Annotated in this window: 17 protein-coding genes; all 17 read right to left on the bottom strand. The window is 35.0% G+C overall.

The features are described from left to right. Positions 1-111: 111 nt before the first annotated feature. Positions 112-342 (bottom strand): DUF1146 family protein, encoded by a 231-nt coding sequence (locus ACNMOQ_RS03990; protein WP_016998911.1) that lies wholly within the window; start codon positions 340-342, stop codon positions 112-114. Positions 343-534: 192 nt separating this feature from the next. Next, on the bottom strand, positions 535-939 hold the full coding sequence (locus tag ACNMOQ_RS03985) for a F0F1 ATP synthase subunit epsilon (protein ID WP_016998910.1): 405 nt from the start codon (positions 937-939) through the stop codon (positions 535-537). 22 nt (positions 940-961) lie between these two features. Beyond that, positions 962-2,377, bottom strand: coding sequence for a F0F1 ATP synthase subunit beta (atpD, locus tag ACNMOQ_RS03980; RefSeq protein ID WP_064204155.1), 1,416 nt, complete (start codon positions 2,375-2,377; stop codon positions 962-964). Between the two features lie 17 nt (positions 2,378-2,394). Beyond that, complete coding sequence (atpG, locus tag ACNMOQ_RS03975; protein ID WP_016998909.1) at positions 2,395-3,264, bottom strand: ATP synthase F1 subunit gamma; 870 nt, start codon at positions 3,262-3,264, stop codon at positions 2,395-2,397. A 31-nt stretch (positions 3,265-3,295) separates the two neighbouring features. Next, a complete protein-coding gene (atpA, locus tag ACNMOQ_RS03970; RefSeq protein WP_016998908.1) occupies positions 3,296-4,810 on the bottom strand; it encodes a F0F1 ATP synthase subunit alpha in 1,515 nt (504 codons plus the stop codon). Between the two features lie 19 nt (positions 4,811-4,829). Beyond that, on the bottom strand, positions 4,830-5,369 hold the full coding sequence (locus ACNMOQ_RS03965) for a F0F1 ATP synthase subunit delta (protein ID WP_016998907.1): 540 nt from the start codon (positions 5,367-5,369) through the stop codon (positions 4,830-4,832). Then, positions 5,369-5,893 (bottom strand): F0F1 ATP synthase subunit B, encoded by a 525-nt coding sequence (locus ACNMOQ_RS03960; RefSeq protein WP_416350267.1) that lies wholly within the window; start codon positions 5,891-5,893, stop codon positions 5,369-5,371. The genes ACNMOQ_RS03965 and ACNMOQ_RS03960 overlap by 1 nt, the downstream gene beginning before the upstream one ends. Before the next feature lie 98 nt (positions 5,894-5,991). Next, positions 5,992-6,210, bottom strand: a complete 219-nt coding sequence (gene atpE / locus ACNMOQ_RS03955; protein WP_016998905.1) for a F0F1 ATP synthase subunit C — start codon at positions 6,208-6,210, stop codon at positions 5,992-5,994. Positions 6,211-6,261: 51 nt separating this feature from the next. Further along, positions 6,262-6,984, bottom strand: a complete 723-nt coding sequence (gene atpB / locus ACNMOQ_RS03950; RefSeq protein ID WP_016998904.1) for a F0F1 ATP synthase subunit A — start codon at positions 6,982-6,984, stop codon at positions 6,262-6,264. Between the two features lie 30 nt (positions 6,985-7,014). Beyond that, the gene (locus ACNMOQ_RS03945) at positions 7,015-7,365 is read right to left on the bottom strand and encodes an ATP synthase subunit I (protein ID WP_016998903.1); all 351 of its coding nucleotides are present in this window, start codon (positions 7,363-7,365) and stop codon (positions 7,015-7,017) included. Positions 7,366-7,526: 161 nt separating this feature from the next. After that, positions 7,527-8,663: a non-hydrolyzing UDP-N-acetylglucosamine 2-epimerase gene (gene wecB / locus ACNMOQ_RS03940; protein ID WP_064210830.1), complete on the bottom strand. Its 1,137-nt coding sequence runs from the start codon at positions 8,661-8,663 to the stop codon at positions 7,527-7,529. A gap of 21 nt (positions 8,664-8,684) precedes the next feature. Further along, on the bottom strand, positions 8,685-9,314 hold the full coding sequence (gene upp, locus ACNMOQ_RS03935) for a uracil phosphoribosyltransferase (protein WP_016998902.1): 630 nt from the start codon (positions 9,312-9,314) through the stop codon (positions 8,685-8,687). Positions 9,315-9,335: 21 nt separating this feature from the next. Next, positions 9,336-10,577 (bottom strand): serine hydroxymethyltransferase, encoded by a 1,242-nt coding sequence (locus tag ACNMOQ_RS03930; RefSeq protein ID WP_016998901.1) that lies wholly within the window; start codon positions 10,575-10,577, stop codon positions 9,336-9,338. Positions 10,578-10,601: 24 nt separating this feature from the next. Beyond that, positions 10,602-11,126: a TIGR01440 family protein gene (locus ACNMOQ_RS03925; protein WP_218688350.1), complete on the bottom strand. Its 525-nt coding sequence runs from the start codon at positions 11,124-11,126 to the stop codon at positions 10,602-10,604. Further along, positions 11,123-11,560 (bottom strand): ribose 5-phosphate isomerase B, encoded by a 438-nt coding sequence (gene rpiB / locus ACNMOQ_RS03920; protein ID WP_016998899.1) that lies wholly within the window; start codon positions 11,558-11,560, stop codon positions 11,123-11,125. Before rpiB ends, ACNMOQ_RS03925 begins: the two co-directional genes overlap by 4 nt. 86 nt (positions 11,561-11,646) lie before the next feature. Then, on the bottom strand, positions 11,647-12,063 hold the full coding sequence (locus ACNMOQ_RS03915; RefSeq protein WP_016998898.1) for a low molecular weight protein arginine phosphatase: 417 nt from the start codon (positions 12,061-12,063) through the stop codon (positions 11,647-11,649). Beyond that, on the bottom strand, positions 12,060-13,106 hold the full coding sequence (locus ACNMOQ_RS03910) for an L-threonylcarbamoyladenylate synthase (protein ID WP_416350266.1): 1,047 nt from the start codon (positions 13,104-13,106) through the stop codon (positions 12,060-12,062). Before ACNMOQ_RS03910 ends, ACNMOQ_RS03915 begins: the two co-directional genes overlap by 4 nt. Between the last annotated feature and the right edge of the window lie 9 nt (positions 13,107-13,115).

The raw sequence follows: 13,115 nt of genomic DNA, 5'->3' as shown, positions 1-13,115 counted from the left end.
AAAAGTATATATATATTAAATACACACTTTTAATTAATCATAAACATTCACCAAAACATTATACTACTTTTTTGTTCTTTTTACATACATTTATGTATTTTCTTGTAATTTTTAGAAAAGTAATTTTAATTGTAACGAATATTGGAGGATATCTAAAATAAAACGACTCAGACTTGTACCTAATAAAACAGCTAAAATGATTATAAATGTTTGAGCTTGCGCTATATGATTTTTCTTGAAAATTTGCTCTAACCTAACGCCTTGTAACGCCCAAAAAGCTAAACATACACATACAACATGAAGAATTAATCCTATAATACCTAATTGACCATAATATTCCATACTCTCAATCCTTTCACTAGAACAAAGGGAGTGGGACAGATATTTCATTTTCCTAAAATATTTCATAGTCCCATCCCGGCAAAGATGACCAGAATTGAAATAACTTTGATATAAGCGTATTTTCAGTCCAGTCAGCTACTGCCATTATAATAAATTAGGCTGAGACATATATTTTTGTCTCAGCCTGTATAATTATCTAAATTTAGCCACTTCAATTCGATTAATTGCACGACTTAACGCGCGTTCAGCACGTCTATAATCAACATCATCACGATTACTATGTAATCGTTCTTCTGCACGTTCTTTAGAATTAATCGCACGTTCTTTATCTATATCCTCAGCTGTTTCAGCTGACTGAACTAGAACAGTAACTTTATCAGTTCTTACTTCAACAAATCCTTCGGAAACAGCTAAATACTCTGTACCACTTGCTTTGTTTACTTTAACATATCCTGTTTTTAATGCTGCAACAGTTGGAATATGGCCAGCCATTACACCCATTTCTCCAGTTTCAGTATGTAAAACAACAAGTTCAACATCTTTTGCTGAGTAAACAGATCCATTAGGAGTGACAACATCTAAGGTAAATGTATTCATTTTCCATTCCTCCTAATTAGTATTAGACCTCTACACCCATGTTTTTAGCATTTTCAAGAACTGCTTCGATACCACCGACTAAACGGAAAGCATCTTCTGGTATATGGTCATATTGTCCCTCTAGTATTGCTTTGAAATCTTGTACAGTTTGACTAACTGGTACATATGATCCTTTTTGGCCAGTAAATTGTTCTGCTACATGGAAGTTTTGAGATAAGAAGAATTGAATACGACGAGCACGTTCAACTGTTTTCTTATCATCATCTGATAATTCATCCATACCAAGGATAGCTATGATATCTTGTAATTCTCTATACTTTTGTAAAGTCTGTTGAACACGACGTGCAACGTCATAATGCTCGTCACCAACAATTTCAGGTGTTAAGGCACGCGACGTTGAAGCCAAAGGATCAACCGCTGGGTATATACCCATTTCTGTCAATTTACGCTCAAGGTTTGTAGTTGCATCTAAGTGAGCGAAAGCAGTAGCTGGCGCTGGGTCAGTATAGTCATCGGCTGGTACGAATACCGCTTGAATAGATGTAACTGATCCTTTATTAGTAGATGTAATACGTTCTTGTAATTGTCCCATCTCAGTAGCAAGAGTTGGTTGATAACCAACTGCTGAAGGCATACGACCTAACAATGCAGAAACTTCAGAACCTGCTTGAGTAAAGCGGAAGATGTTATCAATGAATAATAATACATCTTGTCCTTGTTCATCACGGAAGTATTCAGCCATAGTTAAACCTGATAATGCAACTCTAGCACGAGCACCTGGTGGTTCGTTCATTTGTCCAAAGACCATTGCCGTTTTCTTAATAACGCCTGAATCGCTCATTTCATAGTATAAGTCGTTACCTTCACGTGTACGTTCACCTACACCTGCGAATACAGAAATACCACCATGCTCTTGAGCAATATTATTAATTAATTCTTGAATAAGAACTGTTTTACCTACACCGGCACCACCGAATAGACCGATTTTACCACCTTTAATATATGGCGCTAATAAGTCTACTACTTTAATTCCAGTTTCAAGAATTTCTACTTTTGTAGATAAATCTTCAAACTTAGGAGCTAAACGATGAATAGGGTCACGACGAACACTTTCATCAAGCTCTTCACCTAAATCAATTTTTTCACCTAAAACATTAAACACACGACCTAATGTAGCATCTCCAACCGGTACTGAAATAGCTTTACCAGTGTCTACTACTTCTTGACCACGTTTCACACCATCAGTTGATGCCATAGCTATTGTACGTACAACATCATCACCAAGGTGTAATGCAACTTCTAATGCTAAATTAAAAGTGTTACCGTCGGGACGGTCTACTTTAATTGTCAAAGCATTATTAAGTTCCGGCAATTCACCATGTGGGAAACGTACGTCAATAACTGGCCCTGTAATTTGCGTTACTCGGCCTAATCCCATGTAAATTCCTCCTAATCTTATTCTAGTGCAGCTGCTCCGCCTACAATCTCAGTAATTTGTTGAGTAATTGCAGCTTGTCTAGCTCTGTTATATTGTATTGATAATTCGTCAATTAATTCAGAAGCATTGTCTGTAGCATTTTTCATAGCCGTCATTCTAGAAGCATGCTCACTTGCTTTACCGTCTAATACAGCACCATAGATTAAACTAATAGCATATTGTGGTAATATAACTTCTAAAATAGTTTCTTTATCTGGTTCGAATTCGTAGCCAGCCATTAAGCTTGAACCTTTTCCTGTATCTTCATCAGATAAAGGTAGTATCCTTTTAGACCTAACTTGTTGCTCAAGAACACTTACAAAGTGACTATAGTATAAAGTCAGTTCATCGTAAAATTCTTCGTTGAATAAGTCTACTGCTTTTTCAGTTAAAGCTTGAACATCTTTAAAAGTAGGTTGATCTGGTAATCCCGTATATTCTTCAACAACATTATAATCTCTGTTCTTCAAGAAATCTCGACCTACACGACCTACTACAACAATTGCATATTCATCTGGGTTGTTGTTATGTTTTTCTTTAATATCATTTACTAAATTTTTTAATATATTTGCACTATATGGTCCTGCTAATCCTTTGTCAGAAGTTATCACTAAATAACCTGAACGTTTTACTTCTCGTTTTTTAAGCATCGGATGAGATACATCCGAACTTTTAGAAGCAATAGCTGTTATTGCATCTTGCATTTTATTCATATAAGGTTCAAATGCACTTGCGTTTTCTTCAGCTCTACGTAATTTAGAATTAGAAACCATGTTCATTGCTTTTGTAATTTGACTCGTACTTTGCGTAGAAGTGATTCTTCCTTTGATTTCTCTAAGTGAAGCCACAATTTCACCACCTTTTATTTAAAGCTTAATATTACTCTACTTGAGATTTATTAAATACTTTTTTGAATCCTTCGATAGCAGAAACAAATTTATCATCAGATGGTAATTGTTTTGTTTCGCGAATTTCTTTATATAAATCGCTAGCATTAGAATCGATCCAATTTAAGAATTCATCTTCAAATCTTGTAATGTCTACAACAGGAATGTCATCTAAATGACCTTTAGTCAATGCGTATAAGATAACAACTTGTCGTTCAACAGATAATGGTTTATTTTGATCTTGTTTAAGTACTTCTACTGTACGTTTACCACGTTCTAATTTCGCTTTAGTTGCAGCATCTAAGTCTGAACCGAATTGAGCAAATGACTCTAATTCACGATAAGAAGCTAAGTCTAAACGTAAAGTACCAGCAACTTTCTTCATTGCTTTAATTTGTGCCGAACCACCAACACGTGAAACTGATAAACCTGCGTTAATCGCTGGCCTTACACCTGAGAAGAATAAGTCTGATTGTAAGAATATTTGACCGTCTGTAATTGAAATAACGTTTGTCGGTACGTAAGCAGAGATATCACCTGCTTGCGTTTCAACGAAAGGTAATGCAGTAATTGAACCGCCACCTAATTCATCATTCAATTTAGCAGCACGTTCTAATAAACGACTGTGTAAGTAGAATACGTCACCTGGATAAGCTTCACGGCCTGGCGGACGACGTAGTAATAATGATAATTCACGGTAAGCTGCTGCTTGTTTCGTTAAATCATCATAAACAACTAATACGTGTTTACCATTGAACATGAACTCTTCACCCATAGCTACACCAGAATAAGGTGCAATATACAGTAAAGGAGCAGGTTGAGCTGCAGATGCTGATACAACGATAGTGTAATCTAATGCACCATGTCTACGTAATGTTTCAACTGCTGTACGAACTGTAGATTCTTTTTGACCTATAGCTACGTATATACAAATCATATCTTGGTCTTTTTGGTTTAAAATAGTATCGATTGCTACAGTAGTTTTACCTGTTTGACGGTCACCGATGATTAACTCACGTTGTCCACGTCCAATTGGTACTAATGCGTCAATCGCTTTAATACCAGTTTGTAGAGGTTCATCTACTGATTTACGATCCATAACACCTGTTGCAGGTGATTCTACAGGGCGTGTTTTAGAAGTGTTAATTGGACCTTGTCCATCTATTGGTTGTCCTAAAGGATTCACAACACGTCCGATTAATTCTTCGCCTACTGGTACTTCCATGATACGTCCAGTACGCTTAACTTCATCGCCTTCTTTAATACCTTCTGCAGGTCCTAAAATGACGATACCTACGTTATTTTCTTCTAAGTTTTGTGCCAAACCTAAAACGCCAGTATGAAACTCTAAAAGTTCACCAGCCATAACGTCATTCAAGCCATGAGCTAATGCAATACCATCCCCGACTTGGATAACTGTACCAACGTCGGTAACTGACATTTCAGACTCATAGTTTTCAATTTGAGAGCGTAATAAAGCACTGATTTCTTCAGCTTTAATGGCCATCTATGTCACTCCTTAATAATTATTTCATTTGATGAAATGATTTTGTTAATTGATTTAAATCATTCTGAATCGAGCCGTCGTAAACTTTCGTACCTATCGTTACACGAACACCGCCAATTAAAGAATCATTTATTTCATTTTCTAAAATTAATTTCTTTAAACCTGTACGCTTAATAAAAACTTTCCCTATTTCATCTAATTCTTCGTTAGATAACGGATAGACAGATTCAACTTTCATTAAATCTTGACTATGTACTTGATTATAAATATTTCTATAATCTATAAAAACACTAGGAATTAAAGACAATTTGTTGTTATTAGCTAATAAGAATAATGTGTTCATTAAAGGTTTAGATACGCCTTTGAATACATTTTCAACTAAAGCTTGTCTGTCTTCTTGAGCTAACTTTGGATTATAATCTATAGCCTTAATTTCATCTAGATTTGGTTTCACACTATTTTCTAGCGTTTCGAGTTCGTTTAATATTGTGTCTTCTATGTTATGTTCTTCTGCTACATCATATAAAGCTTGGGCATATTTTTGACTTATATTCGCCATTATTTTTCCCCTGCCTCTTTAATGTATTTTTCAACAAGTTCTTTTTGATCTTGTTCAGAAATCTCTTTATTAATTACTTTAGAAGCTATTAATACAGAAAGTTCAGATACACGATTATTAATATCAGCAATTGCTCTTTGTTTCTCTTGCTGAATCTCTGCTTGTACTGATTGAATTAACCCATTTGCTTTAACATTTGCATCACTTATAATTTGCTCTTGTTGTACTTTAGCTTGATGTTTTGCATCATCAAGAATTGTTTGTACTTCTTCTTGAGTCTTTTTAAGGATGTCTCTATTTTCTTCTTCTAATTTTTTTGCATTTACCTTTGCTGCTTGAGCGTCATCAATATCTTTATTGATAGTTTCTTCACGTTCATCCATTATGGATTTCAATGGTCCCCAAGCATATTTCTTTAATAAAGCTAACAGGATTAAAAACGTGATTAATGTGAATAAAGCTGTTCCCCATTCAACGCCACTGCCTGTAGCACCTAAAACCAATACGTTATGATCCACTGCCAATTACACTCCTTTCATTGCAAGTCAAGGTTCTAACACCTCATAAATGAATGGCGAAATCCTTTTTAGATAGACTCCGCCTGTTCTAAAAATATGTTAGCTTATCGGTTCATTACCATGAATGCTACTACAACTGCAATGATAGGTAGGGCTTCAACTAAACCAACACCGATAAACATAATTGTCATTAATGGACCACGTGCTTCTGGTTGACGTGCAACACCTTCAACTGTTCTTGAAACGATAAGACCGTTACCAATACCTGCTCCTAATGCTGCTAAACCGATTGCGATTGCCGCTGCTAATACACCTAAACTCATTATAATTTTCCTCCTAGAATTAAAAATATTAATTGTTTTTTAAATTTTATATTAATGATCTTCTGCCACTTTGTGGGACATATAAACCATTGATAACATTACAAATATGTACGCTTGAATTGAACCTATAAAAATTGAGAATGCTTGCCATACCATAGCAGGTAAAAATGCGCCTAAAACTCCTAAAGCGCCGCCAGCAGCTAAAGTACCTAGTAAACCTAATAATACTTCACCTGCAAATATATTACCGTACAAACGTAGACCAAGCGTCAATGTTGAAGCAAATTCTTCAACAATTTTGAATGGCACCATTAAAGCTACCGGTTGAACGAACGATTTTAAATATCCACTCGTTCCACGCATTTTCACACCGTAGAAGTGTGTGAGCAATACCATTAAAGTAGCTAATGTTAATGTCACAGTAGGATCTGCTGTTGGTGATTTCCACCATAATGTGTGTCCTACAACAATTGAGAATGGAAGTCCTAACATATTAGAAACAAAAATAAATAATATTAATGTTACTGCAAGGAAATGGAATTTCCCTCCCTCTTTCCATGCCATATTACTTTGAATGATGCCTTTAACGAAGTCAAAAATCCATTCAATAAAGTTTTGAGCACCAGAAGGTCTTACTTTTAAATTTCTAGTACAAGCTACAGCTATCGCAAAAACGATAATTGCTGAAACTACTATCATTAAGACACTTGAAAGATTGAATATTAAGTCAAACCCTCCAAAATTGATGGACCACAAAGGTGATTCGTGTTCCATATTTTCACCTCTTTTCACAATTTTAATTATTTAATCGAGATTTTTGAGTGACCTAAACATGATTAACACATATGCAATCATCAGCCCTACTAAAATTCCGATAATATCAACAATTATTGGATATTTAAGCCAGAAACAACATGCAACAATAGTTACAAGGTACCTTACCCAGTTTCCAGTTGATAATTGTAATGATTCAGCATTTTTTGCTCGATTGAGGTAAACTTCCCATGAAAACAAGTTAACAGCTGATGCTATTGTTCCAATTATTAGTCCTAAAATGAACTCATGTTTCAAGAAGAAATAAACGACAACTAGAAAAATAACGAAGAAAATAAAATACTGTAAATAAGACTTGAAAAAGCCCTTGAAATCAAACATGCAGCTGAAACTCCTTTAATTAGTTATATATCTTTGAAAACCGTTTCATCACACAATTTTCATGATAATATAGTGGCCTTATAGTGTCAATGCTATGTCAAAAATAGAAAACAAATTTTTGTCATTTTTTTGTCACAGAATTGACACAAACCACTTCTAACTTATTTTGTTTTGAACGGTGCAGGTGCTTCAGTCAAAATATCAAAATAATACTTAATATTTTCACATATTCTCTTAGATGCTAAGCCATCACCATATGGATTTTGAGCAATGCTCATGCTTTCATATGAAGATTGATCATTTAATAGTTTTTTCGTTTCGTTGTAGACATCCTCTTCTTCTACGCCAACTAGTTTTAACGTACCAGCTTCTACCCCTTCTGGGCGCTCAGTTGTATCTCTCAATACAAGGACTGGCTTCCCAAGTGAAGGTGCTTCTTCTTGTACACCGCCAGAATCAGTAAGAATCAAATGAGAATTTGCCGCAAAGTTATGAAAATCAATAACTTCTAATGGCTCTATTAGTTCGATACGATTATGATCACTTAATAATTGTCCAGCTATATCTCTGACCTTTGGATTTTTATGCATTGGGTATACAACGACAACATCTTCATGCTCTTCAACAATACGTCTAACAGCTTTGAAGATATTTTCCATTGGTTTACCAATATTTTCGCGTCTATGCGCTGTTAACAACACGATGCGTTTATCTTTATGGCGGTTAATGATTTCACTTTCGTAATTTTCACTAACCGTTGTTGATAATGCATCAATAGCTGTATTACCTGTAACAACAATAGATTCGTCTTTTTTATTTTCTTGAAGTAAATTATGTTTAGACTGATCAGTTGGTGAGAAGTGTAAATCAGCAAGGACCCCCGTCATTTGTCGATTCATTTCTTCTGGGAATGGAGAATACTTATTCCAAGTTCTTAAGCCTGCTTCAACGTGTCCAATTGCGACTTCGTTATAAAAAGCAGCTAAGCTACCAGCAAAAGTAGTAGTTGTATCTCCATGTACCAATATCATATCTGGTTTCGCTTCTTGAATAACACTTTCAAGTCCACCTAGCACTCTAGAAGTTACTTCAGAAAGTGTTTGCCCTTGTTTCATGATATTCAAATCATAATCTGGTGTGATATCAAATGTTTCAAGAACTGAGTCCAGCATTTCTCTATGTTGTGCAGTCACAACTACAATTGGTTGTAACTCCGGATCATTTTTCAGTTCTGAAACCAAAGGTGCCATTTTAATAGCTTCAGGTCGCGTACCAAATATCGTCATAATTTTCTTCATTGTAATAAAATCCTCCTATTATTATTTAGTGCCAAACAGACGGTCGCCTGCATCACCAAGTCCTGGTGTAATGTATGCATGCTCGTCTAATTTTTCATCTAAAGCGGCAATATATATATCTACATCTTCATGTGCTTCTTGTAGTGCCTTAACCCCTTCAGGTGCAGCAACTAATCCCATAAAGCGGATTTTAGTAGCGCCACGATTTTTTAATGATTGAATAGCTTCAATCGCAGATGCACCTGTAGCAAGCATAGGATCTACTACAATAATTTCACGTTCTTCAATATCTTGAGGTAACTTAACAAAATACTCTATTGCTTCAAGTGTTTCTGGGTCACGATATAAACCAACGTGGCCAACTCTCGCAGCAGGTACAAGTTTCATAATACCGTCTGTCATACCAAGACCAGCACGTAAAATAGGAATGAGCGCTAATTTCTTACCTGATAATCTTTGCGCTGTCATTTTTGTAACAGGTGTTTCAATTTCTACGTCTTTTAAATCAAAATCTCTTGTAACTTCATAAGCCATAAGCATGCCTACTTCGTCAACAAGCTCTCTAAATTCCTTTGTTCCAGTTTTTTTATCACGAATATAGCTCAATTTATGTTGAATGAGCGGGTGATTAAAAACATGTACTTTACCCATAAGGCAATCCTCCAATAACTATTATTTGTTGTAAAGTGGGAACTTAGAAGTTAATGATAATACACGTTCATGTGCTTCTTTTAATGTTGTTTCATCTTCAGGATTTTTTAGCACTGTCGCCATTATTCTACCAACTTCTTCCATTGCACTTTCATCAAATCCACGAGATGTAACAGCTGGTGTACCTAATCGAATACCACTTGTTACGAAAGGCTTTTCTTGATCAAATGGTATTGTATTTTTATTACAAGTTATTCCTACTTCATCTAAAGCATTTTCAGCAACTTTCCCTGTAATACCAAGAGAACCTTTAACATCGACACAGATTAAATGGTTATCTGTTCCACCAGATACAATACGTAAACCTTCTTCTTCTAGTGTAGCAGCTAACTTTTGAGCATTCTTAATCACTTGTTTTTGGTAATCTTTAAATTCTGGTTCTAATGCTTCACCAAATGATACAGCTTTACCTGCAATGACATGCATTAATGGACCACCTTGGATACCAGGGAAAATGATTTTATCGATTTCTTTAGCATATTCTTCTTTACAGAAAATCATGCCACCACGAGGACCTCTAAGTGTCTTGTGCGTCGTAGTTGTAACAAAGTCAGCATATTCTACTGGGTTTTGGTGTAATCCAGCAGCAACTAAACCAGCGATATGAGCCATATCTACCATTAATTTAGCGCCTACTTCATCTGCAATTTCTTTGAAACGTTTAAAATCAATTCCTCTTGGATAAGCAGAAGCACCAGCAACTATTAATTTTGGTTGAGTTTCTTTAGCTACTCTTAAAACTTCATCATAGTCAATTTGTTCATTTTCTTTAGACACGCCATACTCTACAAAGTTATATAGTTTACCACTAAAGTTAACTTTAGCTCCGTGAGTTAAATGTCCACCATGACTTAAATTCATTCCAAGTACAGTATCACCTGGTTCTAAAGCAACAAAATACACAGCCATATTTGCTTGTGAACCAGAATGTGGTTGTACGTTAACATGGTCTCCACCGAAGATTTCTTTTGCGCGTTCTCTCGCTATATCTTCTACGATATCAACATGCTCACAACCACCATAATAACGACGACCAGGGTAACCTTCTGCGTATTTATTAGTTAATACAGAACCTTGAGCTTCCATCACCGCTTCAGAAACAAAGTTCTCAGACGCGATTAATTCTATGTTGTTATTTTGTCTGTCGAACTCTTTTTCCATTGCTTCGAAAAGTTTTTCGTCTTGCTTTTTAATAAATGACATGTACAATCCCTCGCTTTTAAGAATTTAATACTTTGCTCTTTCACCGCCAATTAATTTTGGACGGCTTGTTGCTACTGTTACTACTGCTTCACCGATTTGTCTAGTTTCAACTGATATCGGTACTGCTACATGCTTAATATGCATACCAATTAATGTTTGACCAATATCAATACCTTTATCGCATTTGATATGTTCAACTAATACAGGATCATCCATATGTTGATATGCATAGGTTGATAAGCTGCCTCCAGCATTCCGTTGTGGAACAACAGAAACCTCAGTCATTAAGTAGGGATCAAACAGTTCGCGTTCGATTGTAATAGCTCGATTTATATGTTCACAACCTTGAAATGCAAAATGAACACCTGTCTCTTTATGTATTGAATCAAGCGTTTCATACAATTCTTTCGCAATCTCTGCTGAACCATTCGAGCCTATTTTTGCCCCTCTAATCTCTGAAGTAGAACATCCTATAATACATAGTTCATTTTCAGTAAAAAATTGTTTAGACTTAAGCTCATTAAATAATTGTATTAAATTATCTTTCATGAACAATCACCTTCAATTTTATCTATGCGTTTTTGATGTCTACCGCCTTCGAACTCGCTCGTCAACCAAGTTTTGACGATGAGAAGTGCTAATCCTTCACCGATGACACGTTGGCCTAATGCTAATACATTTGAATCATTGTGTTGTCTTGTTACTTCCGCAGTAAAAACATCATGCACAAGTGCACAACGTACCCCTTTTACTTTATTAGAAGCAATCGACATACCAATGCCAGTTCCACAAATTAAAATACCTTTATCGAAATTACCATTTGCTACATTTTCTGAAACAGGTTTAGCATAATCTGGATAATCCACTGATTCACCTTTATGTGTTCCAAAATCTTTATATTCAATGTTCATTTCTTCTAATAATTTTTTAATTGCTTCTTTGTATTCAAAGCCTCCATGGTCTGCTGCAATAGCTACTTTCATCTTCCCACCTCCCAATTTGTTTATACTTTCATATTATAACGTATTTTTCATGCGTGATATAGCTATTATACAAATTATTTGTATTCTTAATTACTCTGTAATAATTCGATTATCAATTTCTTAATTTCTTCATAAGTATTTCTATACACACCTATTTGCTGTCCAATTGGATCTACTACGTCTCCAGCTTTTCCACTCGTATAATGTTTTAATGAATCAATATTTTTATGTTCATACATGGATTGCAATATCGATTTGTGATTTTCTGTCATAGTCAAAATTAAATCTGCATCTAAATCTGCATCGCTAAATTGTTGCGCTGATTCAGGAATCGGTAAATTATTTTCCAATATAATATCCATTGATTGTTGAGATATCGGTGCACCGTTAAATGCTGAAATACCTCTCGAATGTATTTCGTAATCAGGCATCAAATCTTTAGCTATAGCTTCTGCTAATGGACTTCTACAAGTATTACCTGTACATACAAATATTATTTTCACAATTCATCTTCCCCTTTAAATCTATGTCCGCTTGCTTTATCTATTCTATTCATTAATGCAACAGTTTGATCTGTTCGTTCATAACCATTTATCAATATATGTTCAATATCATTTAATTGGTCTGCGATTCTTAATGCATCGTATAAATCATGATGAGCACCTTTAATATCATTTTTATTTTTTCCTAAAGGAATAAATTTAATGTTTTCAGGAACTAAATGCTCTATGCTCCTTGGACCAATAAAAGCTAGTTTTTTACTACTTAATAAATTAAGATCGAGCGGTTTTGTTATACCACCCTCTATTAACGTTACTGGTTGAGAAGGTGCATAGTGCTGATATTTCATTCCTGGGGCAATTGGTTTATTTATATCTATTTTTTTATCTATAATACTATACGGCAAAACCTCATTAATCATTTCAGCAGTTATAGACCCTGGTCTTGCTATTTTAAAAGGAAAAGTCGTACAATCTATTACTGTACTTTCTATTCCTTCATCTATATCTTCAGCTTGTATAATTCCATAAATCCTCGTATTTAAGTCATGTTTTACATGTTCAAATTTTGTAGGCGAAGGTCTCCCACTTAAATTTGCACTTGGAGCTGCAATTGGTAAATTGACTAATTGCAAAATCTCTCTTCCAATAGCATGACTAGGCATTCTTACAGCAACTGAATTCAACCCTCCCGTTACTCTATCATCTAAATATCCTGACTTATATGGAACGATAAATGAAATTGGACCTGGCCAAAAAGCATCCATCAACAATTCTGTTTCTTCTGAGATATTTTCTGTAAAATCTTTTAATTGATTTTTATTATGAATATGAACGATAAGTGGGTTATCAGATGGACGACCCTTAGCTTTATAAATATTTTTAATTGCTTCTTCGTCTTTTGCATTTGCTCCTAATCCATATACTGTTTCCGTCGGCAAAGCTATAAGTTGATTTTGACGGTAACCATCTATAATCTGATTGATGTGTGGATAACTAGCTAAGTTATGAACAAACTTACGCACATCCCAAACATATGTTTCCAAGGCTATACT

Source organism: Mammaliicoccus lentus, from assembly GCF_947036595.1.
Taxonomy (GTDB): Bacteria; Bacillota; Bacilli; order Staphylococcales; family Staphylococcaceae; genus Mammaliicoccus; species Mammaliicoccus lentus.
Note: the sequence above shows the minus strand (reverse complement) of the source record. Positions and strands in the feature narration are given on the sequence as shown.

Bases quoted from the DNA above. Each gene is read 5' to 3' on its own strand.
- ACNMOQ_RS03990 (WP_016998911.1), bottom strand. From the start codon at position 342: ATGGAATATTATGGTCAATTAGGTATTATAGGATTAATTCTTCATGTT.
- ACNMOQ_RS03985 (WP_016998910.1), bottom strand. From the start codon at position 939: ATGAATACATTTACCTTAGATGTTGTCACTCCTAATGGATCTGTTTAC.
- atpD (WP_064204155.1), bottom strand. From the start codon at position 2,377: ATGGGATTAGGCCGAGTAACGCAAATTACAGGGCCAGTTATTGACGTA.
- atpA (WP_016998908.1), bottom strand. From the start codon at position 4,810: ATGGCCATTAAAGCTGAAGAAATCAGTGCTTTATTACGCTCTCAAATT.
- ACNMOQ_RS03965 (WP_016998907.1), bottom strand. From the start codon at position 5,369: ATGGCGAATATAAGTCAAAAATATGCCCAAGCTTTATATGATGTAGCA.
- atpE (WP_016998905.1), bottom strand. From the start codon at position 6,210: ATGAGTTTAGGTGTATTAGCAGCGGCAATCGCAATCGGTTTAGCAGCA.
- atpB (WP_016998904.1), bottom strand. From the start codon at position 6,984: ATGGAACACGAATCACCTTTGTGGTCCATCAATTTTGGAGGGTTTGAC.
- ACNMOQ_RS03945 (WP_016998903.1), bottom strand. From the start codon at position 7,365: ATGTTTGATTTCAAGGGCTTTTTCAAGTCTTATTTACAGTATTTTATT.
- wecB (WP_064210830.1), bottom strand. From the start codon at position 8,663: ATGAAGAAAATTATGACGATATTTGGTACGCGACCTGAAGCTATTAAA.
- upp (WP_016998902.1), bottom strand. From the start codon at position 9,314: ATGGGTAAAGTACATGTTTTTAATCACCCGCTCATTCAACATAAATTG.
- ACNMOQ_RS03930 (WP_016998901.1), bottom strand. From the start codon at position 10,577: ATGTCATTTATTAAAAAGCAAGACGAAAAACTTTTCGAAGCAATGGAA.
- ACNMOQ_RS03925 (WP_218688350.1), bottom strand. From the start codon at position 11,126: ATGAAAGATAATTTAATACAATTATTTAATGAGCTTAAGTCTAAACAA.
- rpiB (WP_016998899.1), bottom strand. From the start codon at position 11,560: ATGAAAGTAGCTATTGCAGCAGACCATGGAGGCTTTGAATACAAAGAA.